The organism is Lactovum miscens, assembly GCF_014202895.1.
In the GTDB taxonomy this organism is placed as follows: Bacteria; Bacillota; Bacilli; order Lactobacillales; family Streptococcaceae; genus Lactovum; species Lactovum miscens.
The window spans coordinates 1-23,338 of record NZ_JACHHV010000017.1 but is presented as its reverse complement, the minus strand read 5'-3'; the positions used below and the strand labels follow the sequence as shown (position 1 = coordinate 23,338).

The window sequence follows — 23,338 nt, the reverse complement described above, 5'->3', positions numbered from 1 at the left end:
TCCTTGACCCGCTCACAAAAACATGTTAAGATGAGTCCAATTTATTTATACCCTGGATATGGCAGGGCGTTTCTACCTCACACCAAAGTAATGTGGGACAATAAAGGTGCTTTTTACTGACCTTTTATTTTGTAAGCAACGCCTGCTAAATTTGACGGGATTTTTTATACAATGAAATAGAAGAAAGAGGTAAATTTTGGACAAATTCCCTATATCAGATCTTGCTGAGCTTCACATGCACATCTCATCATCAGTTACACCGGAGATACTTTGGGACTTGGCACATGAGCAAGGAATGAAGTTACCTGCCCGTGATTACTTTGAATTTTCGAAACTAGTTACGATTAATGGACAAGTGGGTTATGAAGACTATTTAAAGATGTATGATATGCTTGAAGAAATCCAATCAACACCAGAGTCAATGTTTCACTTAGCGGAGTCCGTACCGACACACCTTTACCAACATGATCAAATTGATTTGGTCGAAATTCGTATGAATCCGATGCTTCGTTCACGTGGTGGGAAAATCGACCTCGATCACATTATAGTCTACACTTTGCAAGGGTTGGAACGCGCTTCCCTTAAGTTTCCAAAGCTTCGGACTGGCTTGATTCTCTCAATGGATCGTCGCTTTAGTAAGGAAATTAATACAATCATAGTAAAAAAAGCCATTAAATATAAAGATCGTGGCGTTGTTGGGATTGATTTAGCTGGACCAATAGACCCAAACTTCTCAATTGATGACATAACTGGTTTAGCAAATCGTATTCATGCTGAAGGGCTTGGCTTAACTATACATACGGGTGAAGCGACTAAGGCTGACGAAATGTGGGAAGTTGTTCAAAAACTTCGTCCTGATCGTATTGGACATGGTGTGGCAGCGGTACATGACGAAGACCTCATGAAGTTCTTGGTTGATCACAACATTATTCTAGAAACCTGCCCATCTTCAAACTTGCAGACATTGGCTGTAAAAGATCTTGAAGAGATGAAGTTCAACTATCGGACTTTGGTAGAGCATGGCGTACCTTTTACAATTAATACAGATGGTCCAATCTTGCAAAATACGACTCTGCCAAAAGAGTACCAATTGTTGCTTGATAATGAAATTTTGACTTTGGAAGAATTAAAAGCTGCCAACGCTCGCTCTCATGCAGCGACCTTCATTAAATAATAAAGTTGACTCTGGTTTAATAATCTGAGTTTTTTTATATTGAATTCCAAAGGATGAAACTAAAAATTGGAATGTATTAAAAATTCTGCGGAAATACTGAGTGCTATAATAAAACCATGAAAAAGCATATCTATCTAATGCGTCATGGTCAGACCGTTTTTAATCTTCAACATCGAATTCAAGGCTGGACGGACTCGCCTTTAACTGGTCTAGGTCGTTACCAAGCACGTGAAGCTGGCGAGTTTATGTTGACTTATCCCTTGAAGTTTGATCATTTTTACTCTTCTCCTTTGTCGCGAGCTTCAGATACGCTTGAGCTAGTGTTCCCTGGAGAAGATTATATCAAATTAGATGGCCTAAAAGAAGGTAACTTTGGCCTGCTCGACGGTCAGTCTGATGGACTTGACCCAGAGAAACGGTCTGAATGGATTTCAAAATTGAAGGATCCTTTGCGAGAAAAAGTCGCCACACGTATTTCTAAAACTTTGATTGAATTAATGGAAAGAGAAGATCATTATGAAGTTTTGTGTGCAACACATGGTGCTGCTTCACTTTATTTCACAAACGATATTGCAAAACAAGGAAAGTTTGATAGCTTTCAGGATATTCATAATCTAGATATTTTAATGTTTTCCTACGATTCAGAAGATAAAAGTTTTACGTTTATTGAACAAATTCACACTATTCAATGATGTTTACAGTAAAATTTAATCTAAGTTATGTAAGATATACCTCATACGTTGAGGGATAAGTGCTTTAGAATAAGTTTTTAGGCAAGAAAAAGAAAAATCAGCCTAGAGCTGATTTTTTTATAATATTTTAGTTGAATTTAGTTCAGACTCGCATCAAGCGTTATGTTAACACCGGCCAAAGCTCTAGAAACTGGACAAGTTGCTTTAACTTCCTGGGCGATTTCTTGGAATACATCATCTGTTAAACCTTCGATTTCACTATGATTAATGAGATGAATAGAAGTGATTGCAGGGCCTTCGGCTGTTATTTCGAAAGTGACTGCCGCTTCAGTGTCAATTGATTTAGCAACTAGTTTTTTTGCATCAAGAACAGAACTAAAAGCCATCGAGAAGCAGGCTGCATGAGCTGCACCAATTAATTCTTCGGGAGTTGTAATATGAGCTTGACTGTCTAAACGAGCTTTGAAGTTATAAGGCGCTTCAGTGAAAAGTTGTGAAGATTCAGCGCTGATTGTACCAAAACCATTTTCGATACTATCTTCCCAATGTGCAGAAGCTTTTGAAATATTTGACATATCCGTAATTTCCTTTCAATTTGTAAGTGTTTTTCTACAATTTCAGTATAGAGCTTTATGCCTTTATTCTCAAATTTTCCGCTTGTGAATTAATTGGAAAGAAGATATAACCTCAATAAAACGAATAGAAGATGATAGCTGAATGCTTTGAAAATTTTTTGATTTTCTTTTGATATAATTAGGGAAAATCTGGAGGTTGTCCATGACGAATTTTATTCGAGTCGTAGGTGATAATGAAAATAATCTGAAAGATGTCACGGTTGATATTCCCAAACATAAAATCACAATTTTTACAGGTGTTTCTGGCTCTGGAAAGTCATCTTTGATCTTTGATACATTAGCGAACGAGTCACAACGACTTTTGAATGAGACTTATCCAAGTTTCGTGAGACAATTTATGCCTAAATATGAGCGCCCAAAGGTTGAGGCAATTGAAAACCTTCCCGCGTCAATTGTGATTGATCAGAAACAATTGGGAGGAAATGCACGAAGTACTTTGGCGACAATCACGGATATTGCACCAATTATGCGGGCACTTTTTGCGAGAGCTGGGAAACCTCATATTGGAGCAGTAGATCATTTTTCATTCAATATGCCAGCAGGCATGTGTCGAGAATGTCAAGGAATTGGCAGAAAGTTGACTTTACGACTGGAAAAAATGATTGATCCAAATCTTTCTCTCAATGACGGTGCGGTTCTTTTCAAACCTTACCAGAAATTGGAAGAAGTTTACGTAGGTGCAGGTGTGCTTGACGGAGATAAAAAAATCAAAGATTATAGTGAGGATGAGCTTGAGCGCCTTTACTACGGTCGTGATGTGGGAAAAGTTCCAAATGGTAATTTCAAGATCACTTATGCAGGATTGATTGACCGTTTCAATCGCGGTTTCTTAGAGAATCCCTATGAAATGACCGAGAAAAAGCAGAAAACAATTGACGAAATGACCATAAACGCACTTTGTCCAACCTGTCAGGGGAAACGTTTATCAGAGGAGGCTCTTTCAGTAAAAATTGGAGATTTTAATATTTTTGATTTAATGGAAATGCAGTTGAATGAACTTCCAGAGGTTTTGCTTGATTTGCCACTTGATGATACGAACTCAATCAGCATCTTGGTAGAGCAGATTAATCATTTAGTGGAGTTGGGATTGGGTTATCTCACTTTGAATCGTGAGACTTCAACATTGTCGGGTGGTGAATCTCAGCGTGTAAAAATAGGAAAGCACCTAAATAATTCTCTGACAGACATGCTTTATATCTTTGATGAGCCATCAATTGGTCTTCATCCTCGAGATGTGGCTTCTTTGAATAATATTTTCATTAAGCTGCGGGATAAAGGAAATACAGTATTGATTATTGAGCATGATCCAGATGTGATTAAGATTGCAGATTGGGTTATTGAACTCGGTCCCAAAGCAGGTATACATGGTGGAGAAATTATGTTTATGGGGACTTATGAGGACTTGTTCCTCTCGGACACATTAACAGGGAAATATTTGTCAAAGAAGACTAAACTTAATGATAATCCTCGACCTGTTAACAATTTTTTAGAAGGAGTTGAAAGTTCTGATCATAATCTAAAGAATCAAAAATTGAGAATTCCAGAAAATACGCTGACGGTGCTAACGGGCGTTTCAGGGTCAGGTAAATCAACTTTGATTGATTCAAGCTTCCGCGTAAAATATCCTAATGCTGTTTTTGTAGATCAATCAGGTGTGAATGGAAATTCACGAAGTAACTCGGCCACTTTTATTGGGATTATGGAACCAATCCGAAAACTATTTTCGAAAGAAACAGGTCAAAAAGTTAATTTATTTAGCTATAATTCAGCAGGTGCTTGTGAATTTTGTGGAGGTAAAGGTTACACTGAAAGTAGCTTAGCCTTCATGGAAACAGTGCATGAGACTTGTGAGGTTTGCGGAGGGAAACGTTATAAACTAGAAGTACTGGATTACCGCTACAAAGGCCGTAATATTGTTGATGTTTTAGATTTAACTATTGAAGAGGCAACTGAATTTTTTTATGAAGTCCCAATGATTCGAAAAGCGATAAAAGCCTTGAATGAATTGGGGCTAGGTTATATTAGCCTTGGTCAAGCAACATCAACGCTGTCGGGAGGGGAAAAGCAAAGACTAAAACTAGCGACTGAGTTTTATCAAAAAGGATCAATTTATATTTTGGACGAGCCTTCGACGGGGCTTCATTTGTCTGATATTGAACGTCTAATTAAAATCATAAATCATTTTGTGGATAACGGTAATACTGTCATTGTCATCGAACATCAGTCGGATATCATTAAGCAAGGGGATTGGATTATAGATGTAGGACCAGATGGTGGTGATGCAGGTGGAAGAATTGTTTTTGAAGGAACTGTTGGAGATTTGAAAAATTGTAAATTTTCAACCACTGCAAAATATTTATAAAAATTGATTTTAATGATAAATTAAATTGGAGATTACGTTGGTTACTTCAAAACAATTCGAAACGTTTCAATTTTTTCTTTCATTAGCAAATGAATTTGATGGATAAACAATGAAATTATTAGATTTTTGATAACTTATAGGAAATCTTTTTGATAAAATAAGATAGCCAAACATTAGGAGGAAAAAATGATTTTAAAAATTGGTTTTATTGGTTTTGGAAAGTCGGCAACACGTTACCACCTACCTTACGTACTTTTACGCAAGAATATTCAGGTTAAGACAATTTTAGCTTTACATTTGGATGAAGAAATGGCGCGTCCTTATCGTGAAAAGGGAATTGCTTTTACAACTGATATTGACGAATTATTGAATGATCCGGAAATTTCTTTAGTTTCGATTTGTACACCTCCATCAAGTCATTATTCACTTGCAAAGCAGGTGATTGAAGCTGGAAAATCAGTTGTTGTTGAAAAGCCATTCTGTGACTCTGTTGAGCATGCCCGTGAACTATTTGCTCTGGCGCACGAGCACGGGGTGTTGGTGACTCCCTACCAAAACCGTCGTTTTGATGGTGACTTTTTGGCCGTGAAACAGGTTGTTGAACAAGGATTCCTAGGAGATATTCTAGAAGTTGAGAGCCATATTGACTACTACCGCCCGGGCACAACAGCAAAACAAGGACCTAAAGAGGTAGGTGCCTTTTATGGTTTAGGAATTCACCAAATGGATCGTATGATTTCCCTATTTGGTCGTCCAAATACTGTGACTTATGATATTCGTAATAACGAAACAAAAGATGATCAAGCCGTTGATAATTACTTTGACGTTGACTTGCATTATGATAATGCACTTAAGGTTAAAGTGAAGACAAATTATACAGTGGCCTCAAATTATCCACGTTTCCGCGTGGTTGGAACGCAAGGTACTTTCATCAAGTATGGTGAAGACCAACAAGAAAATGATTTGAAAGCTGGAATCATGCCTGAAACAGAGGGCTTTGGGGAAGATTCTCCAATGCTTTATGGTATTGCTAAATATCGTAATTCAAATGGTGATTGGATTGAAAAACAAATCAAGACTCCAAATGGTGACTATGGTCGGTTCTATGATTCACTTTATGATACTTTAGTCAATGGAGCAGATCGTCTTATAACAGAAGAGCAAGCGATCACTGCAATAGAAATCCTAGAAAATGGGTTTACAGCACCCAGCCCAAGTGTCTACCATCTTGAAAAAATTTAGCATATTGAATAAAAACAAGCTGACATTTTTTGCGAAGCTTGACAAAAGTTTATAAAATTGATAGACTGAATGAAGCGTTTTTTAAACGACTATCAAAATGAAATGGGGTGAATAAATATGTCAAGAACTTTAGTTCGTAAGAATGAATCTCTCGAAGACGCACTCCGCCGTTTTAAACGCGATACTTTGAAAGCTGGTACGCTTCAAGAACTTCGTAAGCGTGAGCAATATGAAAAGCCATCTGTAAAACGTAAGAAAAAATCAGAAGCTGCTCGTAAGCGTAAAAAATTCTAAAATAAAATTTATTGAAAAACCGCGATTGCGGTTTTTTCTTTGTTCATAATAATTTGAGATAAGAAGCTGTTTGCCTTATTTTTTTGGGAAATTCGTAAATAGAGTTACTAGAAAGTTTGAGTCATCAGATGTGCGAATAGAGAAATCCTCCATTATGTTGACATTTTTTCTGAGATCCATGGCCTCTTCCATAGAAAGCTTACCGCGCGTTTCATACTCCAAGATAAATTTACGTTCTAGATAATAACCTCGAATTAATTCTATAAGGTTTGATGAAGAATTATTAGGTATTAGTTTTGTCTCAAGAACAATTTTTGTGGTTCTTAAACGTTCTAACTTTAAGAAGTTGAGAAGTCTTTCATCATATTTATCTTTGAGGCTTACCAAAGATTCAAGAATTAAATTTGTACTTGACACATAAATCTCAGCGATCTCACTCTTATAATTTTCAAATTGATGAATTGATTTTTTTGAGGCTGAAAAGTCTATATGGAGAGTCCGACGAATAATATCATTTGTCATTCGCTTAATAAGAAGAAAAGTAAATTGTAGAGAAGAAACGATGTGATGAAGAACTACTTTTTCCTGAGAATAAAGATAACGTTGATATATTTTATATGTTGTCTCTGAGATATTGCCGGATCGGAAGCTAGATACTAGATTGTCACTTTCAATGTGCAACATCATAAACTTTAAAGAATTATAGTCAGATGAGAAATTTTCTTGTTCAATAATTAAGGTTTTGATACGTTCTTGGAAGGAATTAATTGTCATGAGGTAACCCCAATGCTTGGGAAGTTCAAGTTCTTCCATGTCGTGTTCAAGCTCAGTGATAACATCAGATAAAATCGAAATACGAGTGAGATTGTTTTTAGTTATGTTTTTCTTTGTGGCAAAAAGTGGAAGTAGGAGCATTCCAGTAAGAAAACTAAGAGTTGTTACTGCGGTACACAAAAAGACTAGAAGAGAATGGGTCAGCGTCGCACTAGAAGGAATCAACAAGATGGCTGCAATCGAAACTGTTCCTTTTGATCCAGAAAAAGTTAAAATTAAAGTATCTTTGAAAGACTTTCTATAATGGTGGTGCCAGCGTATGGAACGGAATAGGAAGCTAATGGAAATAACTGAGAAACGAATAACAAATAATAACACTGTCAAAGAAACCGAGAGAAATATGAGCAAAGTCGTTGGATATGCAGGTGACTTAATAAGAGGAGGAACGAATTGGTAAAGTTCAATTCCGAGAAAAAGGAAGACTAAAGAGTTAAGTATAAAGGAGAGAGTTGACCATACCGTATTCTTAACTTGGGCAATTTGAGCATCAAATAAACTTGTTCTTTTAACACCATTTTCCGATAAAATTCCTGTTACAACAACTGCAATGATTCCTGAAACATGGGCAATATCTGCAATCAGAAAAGCAACGAGTGGAAGCAAAAGTTCAATCATTAGATAACCTGGAACATCTTGGATTGCAACATCTTCAAGAACTTTTAAAAAAATATCCTTAAGCCATACTAAAATAATTCCGACAAGAAACCCTCCTAGAGCTGAAATAACAAGGTTTTCTGAGGCTTTAAAGAGTGAGAAGTAACCTGTAGTCAAAGCAGTCAAAGCAATCTGAAATGCAATTATACCGGAGGCGTCGTTAAGCATTCCCTCCCCTTTTAAAATAGTCTTAATTGATTTAGGAAAATTAAGACGAGCAGATAGGCTAGATACTGCAATAGCATCAGTTGGAGCCAGTGCTCCACCGAGTGCGAATGCAGCTGCCAAAGGAATTCCAGCGTAAAGGGCATGTGAAAGATAACCAATTCCTAAAGCTGTAATGAAAACAAGTGGAAAGATTAAAATAAGAATTAGTCGGGTAAATTTTAAAATGGCTAAAGCATTGGCTTCTTGAGCTTCACGAAATAGTAAGGGGCCAATGATAAAGGCAAGAAAGACATCTGGCTCAATTTGGATGATTTTTGCTGCACCAAAAAATCCCAAAGCCAAACCCATTAGGACTTGAATAAGTGGCAATGGAAGCTTCGGGAAGACTTTATTTAAGATGTTTGAAATAACTAAAGAAAGTAAGAAAATGATGGCATATATAAGGCTATCTAACATTAAGTCCTCCATTTCTCATCATTGTTATAAAATAAAACTTTTAAATACATAAATATTATTGTTGCATAATTATAACATAATAATTTAAGCCAAAATATAGATAAATTAGAAAATTTTGAAAATTGAAAAAATAACATTAATTTTGAAGTGATAAGAAACTCCTCATATTGGTAAAGTTCAAATCAGAGAGGGCTTTACATGTTAATTTTTAAACGGTAAGTTCTTCAATTTTTTCGAGTCGCTCTGCGACCTCTTCCGTAGACCAGTTATGGCTAATGATATAACGATTTCGTGGGTGAACACGGCATTCATGTGAGCAACCACCAAGAAATTTTTCTTCGTTTTCCTCAGAAGCAATTATTTGGCGGTTACATTCAGGGTTTCCACAATTTATATACCGTTCACAGGGTGTACCATCAAACCAGTCACGGCCTACGATGGTATGCTCTTTTTGATTAATTGGAACTGAGATACGATTATCAAAAACATACATTAGCCCATCCCACAGGTCGCCCTGAACTTTGGGATCTTTACCATAGGTCGCAATTCCTCCGTGCAGTTGCCCAACATCTTTAAACCCCTCACGTACAAGCCAGCCAGAGAATTTTTCACATCGGACTCCACCTGTACAATATGTTAAAACACGCTTCTCCAAGAATTGCTCTTTATTATCGCGAATCCACTGTGGAAGATCACGGAAATTACGGATGTCAGGTCTGATAGCACCACGGAAGTGACCGAGGTCATATTCGTAGTCATTTCGTGCGTCAATCACAACTGAATTTTCATCCATCATTGCTTCACGGAATTCAGCTGGGCTTAGATATTCACCAGTAATCTCTAGAGGATTGATATCATCTTCAAGACTAAGATTGACAAGTTCTGGCCGATAACGTACGTACATTTTTGAAAATGCATTTTCAGCAACGTTATCAATTTTGAAGATAATTGAATGAAAACGAGGGTCAGCATGCATCATATCTATGTAAGCTTCTGTTTGCTCAAAGTTACCAGAAACAGTACCATTGATTCCTTCGTCAGCAACGAGGATACGCCCTTTTAAGCCAAGTTCTGCGCAATCTTTGAGGTGTTTTTGAGCAAATTCAGTCCCATTTTCAATTGGGACATATTGATAGTATAGTAATACTCTAAAATTTTGAGTCATATCTTCTCCTTAAAAAATATATTAGAACGTTAAAAAGTTAACCTATTTTAATTTACCGAAATTTTCAACTAAAATCAAAGAAATGGCTTGTAAAGTTTTAAACTTGACGGCTTTTAATTCAATAGGTATGGAGAAAGTTCAATTATTGAGTTTATCACGAAGAAAATAACTATTATACTTAAAAAAGGAAGTCACTTATTAATAAAAATGATATTTTTGCAACAAATAATTATGAGAAAAAAATTAAGAAAAGTTATTTTGTTAATATTACTAAGTAAGCTTTCGATAGGGATGCACTGGTTAAAAGCCTTGTGAGAGATTGGAAAGGAATGCGTATTTTTTGTTATGGTGAATATCCATTATAGGAGTATTTTATCAGACGCATTTTTTGAGGAATTTCTTAGAAGAGTAACAAACTCTGAGATGACATAGCATTAAGCAATCATACATATTGATTTTTCAAAATGTTATGTCAATATTAAAAGTGAAATTTAAATAATTGTTTTTCTTAGGGGGAACTGTAACTTGATATTTGATACGAAAGTTGTTTTGGAATAACAAAAATCTGAAAATTTTTGTGAGATAAAAAAATCGTCTTAAAAAGACAACTTTTTGAGGAGTGTTTATGAACAAGTCGGTAACACTTGTAAGGAGTATGAAGGTAGTATATCATTTTTTCAGAAAATATTATTTACGGATTTTCAAAAGTGTTTAATTACTAAGTAAAAATGTGGAAATATTTAATAATAACTATTTACACTATATTTCTGAGAAAGAAAAGTAGTAGAATTAATCAATGATTATAATTGGAAAAAAATATCTTCAACCCTTACCAGTCTTCTTGGCAATTTTCTTTTTAATTGTCCAGGTGGTAACTAATTTATTATTACCCAATCTCACCTCAGATATTATTAATAAGGGGATCGCTAAGTCAGACTTGAATTATATCTGGGCTCAAGGCGGAACGATGTTAATTGTGGCTTTAGTCTCATGGCTAGCAGCTGTCTTAAATGTCTACTATGCTTCAATTCAATCACAACGTCTTGGTATGAGGCTTCGTTCAGACCTTTTTGAAAAGGTAATTAAAATGGATGAATCTGCGTTCTCTGACTTTGGTGATGCGACTTTAATCACACGTACGACTAATGATGTTACCCAGCTTCAAAATGTATATCAGACGGCTCTTCGTATGATGTTGATGTCGCCCCTAATGCTGATTGGTTCTATTTTTATGGCTTGGAATTTAGACCACAATCTAATATGGGTCTTCATCGTGGCTTTACCTTTGCTTGCAATCGTTGCAGTAGTTAATATTGCCATGGTGATGCCTCGTTTTCGTCTCATGCAAGAAAAGATTGATAAAATTAATCTCATCTTCCAGCAGGGGTTAACAGGTGTGCGGGTCATTCGTGCTTTTAATCGAGATAATTATGAAATCGAAAAGTTTGATAGGGCTAATAAGGACCTTACAAAAATCAGCCAATTTGTAATGGCTACTGTCGCCATGCTCGGCCCGATTATGACCGTGATTCTTTCTGCGACTAATCTTGCAATTGTTTGGTTTGGAGCTCAATTGATCGGAAAAGGATTAATGGGACTGGGAAATTTGGTTGCCTTCTTAACCTATGCCACTCAGATTCTTTTAAGTTTTATGCAGCTCACTGCAGTCATGGTTATGGTGCCACGTGCCCAGGTTTCAGCAGTGCGTGCCAATGAAATTTTGAATACTGAAGAAAAAATCGTTGACCCTGAGAATTCAGAAAGTTTGTCAGCTCCGATTGAGATGAAGTTTATTGATGTTAGCTACGCTTTCAGCAACGCTGAGCGTCCTGCCCTATCTAGGATTAATTTTACTGTTACAAAAGGTCAGACCTTGGCTATTATTGGTGGTACTGGTTCAGGTAAATCAACTCTATTAAGTCTGATTGCCCGGTTGATGGATGTTACCTCAGGAGAAATTTTAATTGCTGGCCGAGATATTCGTTCTTTGAGCCAATATAACTTGCACGAAAAGATTTCTCTGACTCAACAAAAAGCGGTTCTGTTCTCGGGAACAGTCAAGAGTAATATGCTTTATGGCCGACCCGAAGCGACAGACGCTATGATTTGGACAGCACTAGACATTGCTCAGGCAACAGATTTCGTTAAGGAACAGGGTGGACTTGAAATGACTGTTGAGCAAAATGGAGGTAACTTCTCTGGGGGACAAAGGCAAAGACTAGCTATTGCCCGAACATTGATTAAAGATGCTGATTATTATTGCTTTGATGATTCATTTTCCGCCCTTGATTTTGCAACAGATACAAAATTGAGGACTGCAATTAATTCCAGCCCTCAATTTCAAGACAAAATAAAAATTATTGTGGCTCAACGTATTGCGACAGTTATGAATGCTGACCAGATCCTTGTGCTTGATAAAGGAGAGGTGGTTGGCCTGGGAGATCATGCAAGCCTTGCAAAAAATTGCTCAGCATATCAAGATATTATGCGTTCTCAATTGTCTGAAAAGGATCTAGAAAGTATGGGGATTTCTCTGAAAATAGAAGAAGTGACGGAAGGTGATCGCTCATGATGCGTGGAAATTATTTAAATCGTGGGGGAGGCGCCGCCGCTCGTTTTGGTAATGGTGGACAGAAACCAGTTAAGTTCTGGCCAACGATAACACGTCTTTTCTCTTATATGAATCGTGATAAGTGGGGAGTTATTTTCAGTTTGTTTATTGCAGCTGTTTCCGTTATTCTTTCTGTTCAGGCACCAAAAATTCTTGGTAATGCAACAACAGTTATAGCCGCGGGTGTTACTTCAAAAACTGGGATTGATTACAGCAGGGTTGGTTCAATCTTAATCACAGTTGGAATAATTTATTCAGTTAGCTTTGTTTTTGGTATACTGCAACAACAAATTATGACTCGGATTTCTCAACGCACAGTCTATCGTCTGCGCAAGCAATTCAAGAATAAAATGGCAAAGCTCCCTATTAGTTATTATGATACTCATTCAAATGGTGACGTGATGTCTCGTATGATTAATGATATGGATAATATTTCATCTACATTAAATCAAACGCTGATTCAGGTGGTTACCTCAGCGTTACAATTTATTGGTGTTTGCTATTTCATGTTGACAATTAGTTGGGTACTGGCTTTGGTTGCTTTTATTACCGTTCCTTTGGCATTAATTTTAGTCCGTGTAATTGCCCCAATGTCGCAAAGATTTTTCTCAACTCAACAACGTAATTTAGGATTGTTGAATAACCAAATTGAGGAAAACTATACGGCACACACAGTAATCAAAACCTTTAACCACCAGAAAACGTCTTTGGAAGATTTTAATAAGAGAAATGTAGCATTTTTTAATGCCGCCTGGAAAGCCCAGTTTGTTTCAACTTTGATTTTCCCCACCATGCGTTTTCTGAATAACTTTGATTATTTAGCAATGGCAGTAATTGGGGGGATTCGTGTCGTTAGTGGTCAAGTAAATATTGGTGATGTTCAGGCCATGCTTCAATACACGAATCAATTTAGCCAACCTATTACTAACATGTCAAACTTGATCAATACGATTCAAGCAACTGTAGCCTCTGCTGAACGAGTTTTTGCAGTTCTTGATGAGTCAGAGATGCAAAAACCTAATGCCAAAACTGCTATCAAAACGGACAGCATTATCCGTTTTGAAGATGTAGCTTTCTCCTATAGTGAAAATCAACCTTTGATGACTGACGTCTCGATTGATGTTGCTGTAGGACAAATGGTTGCCATTGTGGGGCCAACTGGTGCTGGTAAAACAACTCTGATTAACTTACTTGAGCGCTTCTATGAAACTACGGGAGGGACAATTCGTCTGTACGGACAAGATACTAAGGCACTGAGTCAAGAGGAACTTCGCAGTAATTTCGCTATGGTACTTCAAGAAACTTGGCTTTTCTCAGGTACGGTTCGTGATAATCTACGTTATGGTAATTTAGAAGCTACTGATGAGGAAATTTATAAGGCAGCTAAGATGGCTCATGCTGATGAATTTATTAAAACTTTACCTAAAGGCTATGACACAACTTTGAATGAAGGAGCAAGCAACATATCTCAAGGGCAGCGTCAACTCTTGACAATTGCCCGTGCTTTCCTCGTGAATCCAGAAATTCTTATTCTTGATGAGGCAACTTCCTCTGTCGATACCCGAACTGAACGTATGATCCAAGATGCTATGGCTCGCTTATTGCATGGACGAACAAGTTTTGTGGTGGCGCACCGTCTTTCAACAATTCGTGATGCAGATCAAATTCTGGTAATGAATCACGGAAATATTGTTGAAATAGGGACCCATCATTCCTTACTGAATTCAGGAGGAATGTATGCTGATCTTTATAATTCACAATTTGCACATTAGATTAAAAAAAACTCAAGTTGAGTTTTTTTTAATCTAATATTATTTTTGTCTTCTAGAAATACGTCCATCTTTTGTGAATCCATACTTTAAACGGGTGCGTTGATTGGCATGAGGTGTAAATTTTTCAAGAGTAATAGCCATAATACCCGCTGAAGTAATGCCTGATGCACCAAGGAGCCAAATACCACCAGCTAACCAACTAATTGCAGCACCGGCTGCGACAATCAAGGGACCAGCTGCTGCGCCAACATCTCCGAAAAGACGAGTTGTTGCCAGAAATTGTGGACGATATTCAACAGGGGCAATGTCAGCAGAAATGGTCATAATCATTCCGGCTCCGATTGAATTACCAAGTCCCATGACGAGAGAAACGATTGCTATTGACCAAGCTGAGTGAGTCAAAGGAATAAAGAGGATGGCTGATCCCAAGATAATCATGGACGGAACAGCTACCCACATACGTCCATAGCGATCCATTATCTTTCCAGCTGGATAGAATAGCATGGCATCAAGTAGGTTAGCTAAGCCAAAGACATAAGATGTAGTTGAGGCATTCAGCCCAATGTGGGCAGCCCAAAGTGGAATGGCAGTACTTGACGTCTGGCGAACCGCCCCTACTAAAATGATAGCAATGCCCAATGTAGCAAACATTCTTGCATGGTTTTTAAGAATAAAACTTTGCTTAACGGACTTTTTTTCACCTATGATTTTACCTGTTGAATGTTCAATTTCGGGAATCATAAAAACAACTAGAAAGGTTACACAAGTCAAAATGGCTGCAATCCAATAAGCCCCCTGTAACCAATCTTGAGATCCATGGCTGGTTTGAATGGCAAAGATAGACATGATGAGGCCACCAAGGAAAGGACCGATGAGGGAACCAATGCGTTGCATACCACCAAGCATTGATAAGGAGAGAGAGCGTCGATGAACAGGAGTAACTTCAGTAAGATAAGACTGCCTTGCTAGTACAAATAGTGAATTGATCATGCCTAAGAAAAAAGTTGCAATCGCAAAAATCCACCAGTTTGGTGTAAAGGCGCATAGGATAAGCAGAATCAATGTGGCTATAGATCCATAGAGCATTGCTTTTCGATCACCCAGACGTGTGGCAAGTATTCCTGCAGGTACATCACCTGCTACCTGACCGATTCCCAGTAATGCAACAATTAAAGCAGCAACACCCGGACTAGCATGTAATTCTAATGCAAAGAGAGGAATCACAGGAGTTACTGCCCCAATTCCAATCTCATAGACCATCGTTGGTAGAAATACACTAATGAATTGTTGCCCAAAGGTTAGTTCTTTTTTTTCAGAAAAATTTTCTATATTTTTCATAATTACTTTCTTAGTAAATTATATCAGAAAGAAGAATTTTGAGAAAAACTAAAGAGGCCTATCTTATGATAGACTTCTTTAGTTTTAGGAGTTATTATGAAAAAGTTTTAAGTGGTTAGGAGGACCACTAAGTGATGAAGCTTTAGGAGTAGCCTCATCTCTATGCTTGTATTATAGAAATCTGAGCTTAACGAAAGCTAAAAGCTAGCATAAAATAAGCTTAAAAATTTTTCAAATATATTCAAGAAGGCTTGTTGGTAGTAACTCAGCGAATTAAAAATAAGGTAGAAGGTCAAGCTCAATCCTTTTTGCTATGATTGAAAATTAAGTTTAAGATGATTGCACTTATAGTGCTCATGACGATTCCGTTTGAAACGAAAGGTTGTATGAATGTTGGAAGGCTAACGAAGAGATTAGTTGAGTTAAAGCCAACACCCATGGCAACTGAGACAGCAGCAATTAGCAGGTTTTGATTTCCGTCATAATTTACCTTTCCTAGCATACGGATACCTTGAGTAGCGACCATACCAAACATGATAAGCATGGCTCCTCCAAGCACTGGGCTTGGAATGAGTTGTGCCATGGCAGCAAACTTAGGAATTAATCCTAGGACAACCAAGAAGGCGGCAGTGAAATAAAGAGGTTTGCGACTCTTAATTCCAGATAATTGAACGAGTCCCACGTTTTGTGAAAAGCCTGTATAAGGGAAAGTATTAAAGATACCGCCGAGGAGAACTGCAAAACCTTCAGCGCGGTAACCATTACGCATCCGTTTTTCATCCAGTTCTTCACCTGTAATGTCAGCTAGGGCTAAGTAAACACCAGTCGACTCAACAAGAGAAACAACAGCGATAATACACATCATGAGAATGTCTTCAAAGTAGAATTTTGGCATGGCAAAGTAGAAGGGTTGTGGTAAATGAACCCAAGGTGCTGTCACTACAGCGTTGAAATCAACAACACCAAGAAATGAAGCAAGGATTGTTCCAGCTATCAAACCAATTAATATTGAGATTGAGCGGATGAAACCTTTTGTAAAAATGTTTATCAAAAGAATAACGACAATTGTAAAAATAGCAAGAATTAAGCTTGAACTTGTTGGCTTTGGGACATTGTTGCCCATATTACCGATAGCAACAGGAATCAGACTAAGACCTATAGTTGTGATAACTGAGCCAGTCACGATAGGAGGGAAGAGGGAGCGAATTTTTGAGAAAACACCAGAGATTAAGATGACGAAGATACCAGATGCGATGAGAGCGCCAAACATGGCACCAGCGCCATGACGGCTACCGATCAAAATTAGAGGTGAGACTGATTGGAAAGCCACACCAAGAACAATTGGAAGTCCAACACCAAATTGCTTCCGCAGTTGAAGTTGTAAGAAGGTGGCTAAGCCGCACATAAAGATGTCAGTTGCAATAAGATAAGTTAACTGTGTTGCGCTGTATTTAAGTGCGCCGGCAATCATTAAGGGCACAAGTATTGAGCCTGAGTACATAGCGAGGAGATGTTGTAAACCGAGAACGGCTGATTTTACATTTCCTTGTTTTTGAATTTCCATTATTTTCTCCTTTAGTAATACCTATTTAATCAAGGTAAGCGTCATCAGCTTCTAAGAAATTGATTTGTCTATTTTCAAATTTACCAATCCTTGTTAGCGCCGTCACTTGAAGTCCTTTATCTTGTAAGAGCTTTCGTCCATCTTGAAAAGATTTTTCAATCACGATGCCAACACCTGCAATATTACTTTGAGCCTGTTGAATGATGTCAACTAGGCCTGAAGCCGCTTGACCATTGGCAAGGAAATCGTCGACAATCAAAATATTATCCTCAGGACTCAAATATTTATGAGATATGGAAACTGTTGAAGTGACTTTTTTAGTGAAACTAAAGACTTCTGTTGTTAAAAGTTCATCAGTCAAAGTAACGTTTTTTGATTTCTTTGCGAAAACCAGTGGAACATGGAGAAAGTCAGCTGCATAGATTGCTGGAGCGATACCTGAGGCTTCAATGGTTACAACTTTTGTAATTTTGTTTTCTGTATAAACAGTAGCAAGACGTTGCCCAATCGCCTTCATCAATTCAATATCAATTTGATGTGTTATAAAGCTATCCACTTTGAGAATATCATCTCCTAAAATGAGACCATCCCTCTTAATTTTATCTTCAAGTAATTTCATGTATTTTCCCTTCTTATGTAAGTGTAAGTTTAATTCTATATTCTTTAAATAGGCAAATGAATAAGGAGGGCTTAAGAATTAGAAAACGCCCGCAAAAAAAGCAGACGTTAAAAATAAGAAACAAAAAGTAGCTTATTGTCTCGCCTTTACAATGGTCGCGAGGTAGAAACGTCCAGCCCTATCCTGGATATAAATAAGTTATAGAATATTAAATTTTAGATGCTGTCGCCGTTCCAAATTGAATTTTTCACAACGACGTAGTCAACTTTGCGCAGACTTTCGATATCACGACCACCTGCGTAAGAAATTGCAGATTGAAGGTCTTCTTGCATTTCCTTCAAAGTAGATTTGAGGGAACCTTTATGTGGAAGAAGTATTTTTTTTCCTTCAACATTTTTATGCTCACCTTTTTGATACTCGCTGGCTGAACCAAAGTACTCTTTGAATAGTTTGCCATCAATTTCAATGGTTTCACCAGGAGATTCTTCGTGGGCAGCGAAGAGGCTTCCAATCATTACCATAGTTGCTCCCATACGAATAGACTTGGCTATATCACCATGTGTCCGGATGCCACCATCAGCAATAATTGGTTTGCTAGCTGCCTTAGCACACCATTTAACAGCGGCCAATTGCCAACCACCAGTGCCAAATCCAGTTTTTACCTTCGTAATACAAACTTTACCAGGGCCGATTCCTACTTTTGTAGCATCTGCACCAGCACGTTCAAGATCACGAACTGCTTCAGGAGTTCCAACATTTCCTGCAATGACAAAAGTGCTTGGCATCACACGTTTGATCAATTGGATCATATCAATGACGGAGTCCGCGTGACCATGCGCAATATCAATTGTAACATAGTCAGGAACCAGCGCCTTTTCGGCAAGCTGCTTGACAAATTTACGTTCTTCAGCTTTTACGCCAACTGAAATAGATGAAATCAAACCTTCTTTTTGCATTCTTTCAACAAAAGCTATGCGCTTTTCAGGCTCAAAGCGATGCATGATGTAGAAATATCCTTCTCGAGCGAGCATTTCAGCAATTTTTTCATCAATGATAGTTTGCATGTTGGCGGGAACTACAGGAAGCTTAAAGCTGTGCTTGCCCAGTATAACTGAAGTATCCGCTTCAGAACGTGATTGGATCACGCAACGGTTTGGAATCAATTGAATATCTTCATAGTCGAAGATGTCAAGTGTCATACTCATGATTAAAGCCCCATTCTTTCATAGATTGCATCAATAGAACGTAAATGCCACTTGTAGTCAAAGGCATCATCAATTTCCTCTTTACTAAGGTTTGAAATGATTGTTTCATCAGTATTCACCAATTCACGGAATTGAATGCCTTCATCCCAAGCACGAGCTGTCAAAGGTTGTACAGTATCATATGCCTTTTCACGTGAAAGTCCTTTGTTAACTAACATAAGGAGGAGACGTTGGCTGTAGATCAAGCCATAAGTACGCCCCATATTTTTCAGCATTGTCTCAGGAAAAACTTGCAAGTTTTTCATTAGTTTTGTGATGCGACGAAGCATATAGTGGATCAAGGAAGTAACATCAGGTAACAGTACGCGTTCAGCAGAACTATGAGAAATGTCTCGTTCATGCCAGAGCGGTATATCTTCAAAGGCTGGAGTCACAAAACCACGTACAATCCGAGAAAGACCACAAATATTCTCAAAACCAATGGGATTACGCTTATGAGGCATTGCAGAGCTACCTTTTTGTCCATGAGAAAAGCCTTCTTCCACTTCGTGAATTTCCGAGCGAGCGAGGGAACGCATTTCAACAGATAAGTTTTCAAGGCCAGTAGCCAGCAAAGCTAAACTTGAAATATAGTCTGCATGTAAGTCGCGAGGAAGAACTTGAGAGGCAACGGGCTGACGTTGCAAACCAAGTGAAGACATGACGTCGATTTCAACCTCAATTGGGACATTAGCAAAAGTTCCAACGGCACCTGAGAGTTTTCCAGTTTCGATTCCATTAGCCACACGGATAAAACGTTCACGATTTCGCAAAGCTTCAGTATAATAACGTGCCATCTTCAAACCGAATGTAGTTGGTTCAGCCTGAATACCGTGTGTACGACCAATCATGACTGTGTTTTTGTATTTTAAAGTCATGAGATGAAGCTCATCAATATAAGCGTCTATTTCAGCAATGATTAAAGCATTAGCTTCTTTTAAACGGAGACCTTGGGCAGTGTCTACCACATCGGTTGATGTGAGACCATAGTGAACCCATTTACGTTCATCACCTAGAGATTCAGAGACGTTTCGCGTGAAAGCTACCACGTCATGCTGGGTTGATAATTCAATATCAGCAATACGTTTGACAGAGAATTTTGAATTCTTCCGAATGGCGATTGCATCTTCAACAGGGACAAGCCCATAATGTGACCAGGCCTCAGTAGCTGTGATCTCCACCTCTAACCAGCTAGCATACTGATTCTCAAGTGACCAGACTTTTGTCATCTCAGGTGTGCTGTAGCGATCAAGCATGTTTAATTACCTCGCTATCGGCAATCTTCCAAAGGTCTTTTAAGACAACCGTTGAATCACGATCTGGGCCGACTGCGAAAGTTGCAATTTCAAGTCCTGTCAATTCAGACAAGCGATTCAAGTAGTTTAAAGCATTCTCAGGCAGATCTTCAATACAATCTACTTGAGTTATATCTTCAGACCAGCCAGGGAGCTCTTCGTAAACTGGTTCAGCATCATAAAGATCTTGAAGTGAAGCGGGATAATACTTAATTACCTCACCGTGAAGCTTGTAAGCCACACAGATTTTTACGGTCTCAAAATCTGAGAAAACATCTAAGCAGTTGACAGATAGCTTCGTCAGGCCAGACACTCGAGTGGCATGGCGCATTACCACGGCATCAAACCAACCGATACGCCGAGGACGACCTGTTGTTACACCATATTCATGTGCAATTTCACGGATTTTGTCACCAATTTCATTGATTTGCTCAGTTGGGAAGGGACCTTCACCGACTCGTGAAGTATAAGCTTTACAGACTCCGAGAACTTCTTGTATCATTGATGGGCCTACACCGGAGCCAGTCGTAGCTCCGCCTCCAATTGGGCTTGAAGAAGTGACATAAGGATAAGTTCCATGGTCAATATCAAGCATTACGCCTTGGGCACCTTCGAAAAGAACTTTTTTGCCTCGACGAAGTTCTTTGTCAATCTGATAGCTTGTATCCATAATATAACGCTTGAAATATTGACCATAACCATAGTATTCTTCAATCAAAGCTGATAGTGCGATATCATTGATTGGCTCGGCGTCATAGAGTCTTGTCAAGATGAGGTTCTTTTCACCAACAATTTCAGTCAAGCGCTTTGTAAGATAGTCTTTATCTAGTAAGTCGGCTACACGTAATCCGCTGCGCATAAATTTATCAACGTAGGCTGGACCAATGCCGTTTTTAGTTGTACCAATTTTTGCTACACCGCGGGCTTCCTCTTGAAGTGCATCAATTGTCTTGTGATAGCTAAATAAGACTTGAGCTCGGTTAGAGATTCGAAGACCAGAAGTGTCAACACCAGCCTCTTGTAAAATGCTGAGTTCTTCAATTACAGCTTTAGGATTGAAGACCACTCCATTTGCAATAATTGAGAGTTTCGTTGGGTCAAAAATTCCAGAAGGAATTGAATGCAAAGCAAACTTCTTTCCTCCAAAGGCGATAGAATGTCCTGCGTTGTTTCCCCCCTGATAACGAACGATTACATCGGCTTCTTGAGCAAGAAAATCAGTGATTTTCCCCTTACCTTCATCTCCCCATTGACTCCCTACGACGACGATAGCTGGCATACTTAATACCTACTTCCTTAAAATTTCCAAAAAAGGATTTTACTCTTAATTTTACCGAAAACTTTATAAAGGTTTAGAAAATAACCAAATATTGATAAAATAAATCAGTTAATATTCGTGTTTCAAATTATACTTTGGGCTTTTATAATTTCTGAGAAAGAAAAACTTTCGAAATCATCGAAAGTTTGATCAAATAACTGAGTTATAAATTAGTTTCTTATAAGGATTAAAGTCTATATTTTTTTAAATAAGTTAATAACCTTTTGATCATGTCAAAAAAGACAGAATTTCACGAAACACTCGTTTGATGAGTGAAATTTATGCCAAGTTAATAACAATTCAAGGAACTTGTTCTCAAGTCTAGGCAATATTAAGGGCAGATATTCTGTTCTTACTGAAACGCTAAATATATCATAGGGAGATATAAGGAAGAATCATCATCTTTCAAGCGATAATTTATCAAGTTTCAATGAAGTTATTTTGTAATAGGCTTAGATTAACGAAATTTATAAATTAAAAAATTTCGGGACTTCTTGCTATAATGAAACAGTTATGAATTCAAAATTTTACAATCGAAAGTATAAATTAACAATTAAACATTTGACAATGCTTGCCTTGCTTGTAGCAATTTGTTCGGTTGGACGTATGGCTTTTACGTGGGTTCCAAATTTTACACCAGTTACGACGTTGTTCTTGTTAATCTGTTTAAATGTAGGCACCGTTGATGCAATCATTGTTGCCAATCTTACAATGCTGGCAACTGCTCTCTACTTGGGAATGGGCTATTGGGTTTTTGGACAAATGCTTGCCTACAGCCTTGTCTTGATCTTGTTTAGTCTGCTCATCCGCTTGGGGCTTTTTAAGAATTTTATTATTTTAGTTGGGATCGCCTTCATTAGCTCTATGGCTTATGGTTTTATTATTTCGTGGTTCATGGTTTTCACATTGAATTTTGGTGTTTTTTGGGCTTATTACTCAGTTGGAATTTCTTATGATTTGATGCATGGATTTGGAAGTGCTGTCTTTATGCTCATGCTTTATTTTCCATTTAAGTCATTTAAACTGTACATTCAAAAAGCTCTTGTCTGAAAAGTCAAAAATGAAAAAAAGGCACTCATTTGGCGCCTTTTTTTTTCATTTTCTCGCGGAGTTCAGTAATTTTGATCTTGGTTACATTTTGGGCTTTGCTCCCTATGCCGCCAGCTCCTGAATTTTTTTCATGAAACTTTCCAATGGCAGCTTCGCCTTTATTGTCGAGTTGATATTTTCCCATTTAGATAACTTTTCTTTCATAAGGATCTGAAGAAATCCCTTCTGACAAGATTTTCTTGGCCCATTCTTTTGCTCCAAAGACACTGTGATTCTTGTAATTGCCACATTCTTTTTCAGCTACACCAGGAACTTGTGGCCAATCAAAAGCATCGCTTGCAATTTCTTCCAAGGAAGACTTAATAACCTTAGCTATTTCTTCTGGATTATGCTCACCCCACATAATCATGTGAAAGCCAGTTTGGCAACCAAATGGTGAGAAATCAATCATCCCATCAATGCGATCGCGGATTAAACTGGCCATACTATGTTCAATTGTGTGGAGTGCCGCCATTCCAATAACATTTTGATTGGGTTGAACAAATCGTACATCAAAGTTTGAGATGATATCTCCGTGGAAGCCGACTTCAGCATCGATTAAACGGATGTAAGGGGCAAGGACTTTTGTGTGATCCAGTTGAAATGATTCTACTTCTGCCATAATTATCTCCTATTTTCTATAATATAAAACTCATTTTAGCACAATTTTAAAAGCATAATTTATAAAAACTTCAAGTTATTAATAAATAATAAATGATGGCAAATTGCAAATTTAATTTAGCCACCCCGATACATCTGAAATGGTGTCTGATACTTGAACATTTTTCTTGGATAACAATTCATCCAAGTCT

At 37.8% G+C, this 23,338-nt stretch carries 19 protein-coding genes and 2 riboswitches; of the genes, 8 read left to right on the top strand and 11 right to left on the bottom strand.

Annotation, left to right across the window (positions count from 1 at the left end; translation table 11 throughout):
• The first annotated feature begins 21 nt into the window (after positions 1-21).
• Positions 22-121: riboswitch (purine riboswitch) on the top strand.
• 75 nt (positions 122-196) lie between these two features.
• The gene (locus HNQ37_RS05390; protein ID WP_183540079.1) at positions 197-1,174 is read left to right on the top strand and encodes an adenosine deaminase family protein; all 978 of its coding nucleotides are present in this window, start codon (positions 197-199) and stop codon (positions 1,172-1,174) included.
• A 116-nt stretch (positions 1,175-1,290) separates the two neighbouring features.
• Positions 1,291-1,866, top strand: coding sequence for a histidine phosphatase family protein (locus HNQ37_RS05385; RefSeq protein ID WP_183540071.1), 576 nt, complete (start codon positions 1,291-1,293; stop codon positions 1,864-1,866).
• A gap of 137 nt (positions 1,867-2,003) precedes the next feature.
• Here the strand turns inward: HNQ37_RS05385 and HNQ37_RS05380 are convergent, their stop codons facing one another.
• A complete protein-coding gene (locus HNQ37_RS05380) occupies positions 2,004-2,441 on the bottom strand; it encodes an OsmC family peroxiredoxin (protein WP_183540069.1) in 438 nt (145 codons plus the stop codon).
• Between the two features lie 202 nt (positions 2,442-2,643).
• Between HNQ37_RS05380 and HNQ37_RS05375 the strand changes: the two genes are divergently transcribed.
• The 3 genes from HNQ37_RS05375 to rpsU all read left to right on the top strand — a co-directional run bounded on the left by HNQ37_RS05375 (position 2,644) and on the right by rpsU (position 6,399).
• Complete coding sequence (locus HNQ37_RS05375) at positions 2,644-4,863, top strand: ATP-binding cassette domain-containing protein (RefSeq protein ID WP_183540067.1); 2,220 nt, start codon at positions 2,644-2,646, stop codon at positions 4,861-4,863.
• A gap of 186 nt (positions 4,864-5,049) precedes the next feature.
• Positions 5,050-6,105, top strand: a complete 1,056-nt coding sequence (locus HNQ37_RS05370; RefSeq protein ID WP_183540065.1) for an oxidoreductase — start codon at positions 5,050-5,052, stop codon at positions 6,103-6,105.
• A gap of 117 nt (positions 6,106-6,222) precedes the next feature.
• The gene (rpsU, locus tag HNQ37_RS05365) at positions 6,223-6,399 is read left to right on the top strand and encodes a 30S ribosomal protein S21 (RefSeq protein WP_183540064.1); all 177 of its coding nucleotides are present in this window, start codon (positions 6,223-6,225) and stop codon (positions 6,397-6,399) included.
• 75 nt (positions 6,400-6,474) lie between these two features.
• Here the strand turns inward: rpsU and HNQ37_RS05360 are convergent, their stop codons facing one another.
• Together HNQ37_RS05360 and trhO are read right to left on the bottom strand one after the other, a co-directional pair.
• The gene (locus HNQ37_RS05360) at positions 6,475-8,511 is read right to left on the bottom strand and encodes a cation:proton antiporter (RefSeq protein WP_183540061.1); all 2,037 of its coding nucleotides are present in this window, start codon (positions 8,509-8,511) and stop codon (positions 6,475-6,477) included.
• A gap of 208 nt (positions 8,512-8,719) precedes the next feature.
• Positions 8,720-9,676, bottom strand: a complete 957-nt coding sequence (trhO, locus tag HNQ37_RS05355; protein ID WP_183540059.1) for an oxygen-dependent tRNA uridine(34) hydroxylase TrhO — start codon at positions 9,674-9,676, stop codon at positions 8,720-8,722.
• Positions 9,677-10,472: 796 nt separating this feature from the next.
• Here trhO and HNQ37_RS05350 point away from each other — a divergent pair.
• Positions 10,473-12,248, top strand: a complete 1,776-nt coding sequence (locus HNQ37_RS05350; protein ID WP_183540056.1) for an ABC transporter ATP-binding protein — start codon at positions 10,473-10,475, stop codon at positions 12,246-12,248.
• On the top strand, positions 12,245-14,059 hold the full coding sequence (locus HNQ37_RS05345) for an ABC transporter ATP-binding protein (protein ID WP_183540054.1): 1,815 nt from the start codon (positions 12,245-12,247) through the stop codon (positions 14,057-14,059). Before HNQ37_RS05350 ends, HNQ37_RS05345 begins: the two co-directional genes overlap by 4 nt.
• A 39-nt stretch (positions 14,060-14,098) precedes the next feature.
• On the opposite strand, the gene HNQ37_RS05340 is transcribed toward HNQ37_RS05345, so the two are convergent.
• From HNQ37_RS05340 to HNQ37_RS05315, 6 genes are all read right to left on the bottom strand, one after another.
• Positions 14,099-15,397 carry an MFS transporter gene (locus HNQ37_RS05340; RefSeq protein ID WP_183540052.1) on the bottom strand — a complete coding sequence of 433 codons (1,299 nt, stop codon included), beginning with the start codon at positions 15,395-15,397 and terminating at the stop codon, positions 14,099-14,101.
• A gap of 298 nt (positions 15,398-15,695) precedes the next feature.
• Positions 15,696-16,961 carry a nucleobase:cation symporter-2 family protein gene (locus HNQ37_RS05335; protein ID WP_183540050.1) on the bottom strand — a complete coding sequence of 422 codons (1,266 nt, stop codon included), beginning with the start codon at positions 16,959-16,961 and terminating at the stop codon, positions 15,696-15,698.
• Between the two features lie 25 nt (positions 16,962-16,986).
• Positions 16,987-17,580, bottom strand: coding sequence for a xanthine phosphoribosyltransferase (locus HNQ37_RS05330; RefSeq protein ID WP_183540033.1), 594 nt, complete (start codon positions 17,578-17,580; stop codon positions 16,987-16,989).
• Positions 17,581-17,695: 115 nt separating this feature from the next.
• Positions 17,696-17,797, bottom strand: a riboswitch (purine riboswitch).
• The gene (gene guaC / locus HNQ37_RS05325; protein WP_425486326.1) at positions 17,796-18,779 is read right to left on the bottom strand and encodes a GMP reductase; all 984 of its coding nucleotides are present in this window, start codon (positions 18,777-18,779) and stop codon (positions 17,796-17,798) included. Its footprint overlaps the riboswitch before it by 2 nt.
• Before the next feature lie 8 nt (positions 18,780-18,787).
• Positions 18,788-20,080, bottom strand: a complete 1,293-nt coding sequence (gene purB, locus HNQ37_RS05320) for an adenylosuccinate lyase (protein ID WP_183540029.1) — start codon at positions 20,078-20,080, stop codon at positions 18,788-18,790.
• Positions 20,073-21,398, bottom strand: coding sequence for an adenylosuccinate synthase (locus HNQ37_RS05315; RefSeq protein ID WP_183540028.1), 1,326 nt, complete (start codon positions 21,396-21,398; stop codon positions 20,073-20,075). Before HNQ37_RS05315 ends, purB begins: the two co-directional genes overlap by 8 nt.
• Before the next feature lie 552 nt (positions 21,399-21,950).
• Between HNQ37_RS05315 and HNQ37_RS05310 the strand changes: the two genes are divergently transcribed.
• Positions 21,951-22,487: a hypothetical protein gene (locus HNQ37_RS05310; protein ID WP_183540025.1), complete on the top strand. Its 537-nt coding sequence runs from the start codon at positions 21,951-21,953 to the stop codon at positions 22,485-22,487.
• Positions 22,488-22,512: 25 nt separating this feature from the next.
• On the opposite strand, the gene HNQ37_RS05305 is transcribed toward HNQ37_RS05310, so the two are convergent.
• Both HNQ37_RS05305 and HNQ37_RS05300 read right to left on the bottom strand, forming a co-directional pair.
• Complete coding sequence (locus HNQ37_RS05305) at positions 22,513-22,671, bottom strand: hypothetical protein (RefSeq protein ID WP_183540023.1); 159 nt, start codon at positions 22,669-22,671, stop codon at positions 22,513-22,515.
• The gene (locus HNQ37_RS05300) at positions 22,672-23,148 is read right to left on the bottom strand and encodes an S-ribosylhomocysteine lyase (protein WP_183540021.1); all 477 of its coding nucleotides are present in this window, start codon (positions 23,146-23,148) and stop codon (positions 22,672-22,674) included.
• Between the last annotated feature and the right edge of the window lie 190 nt (positions 23,149-23,338).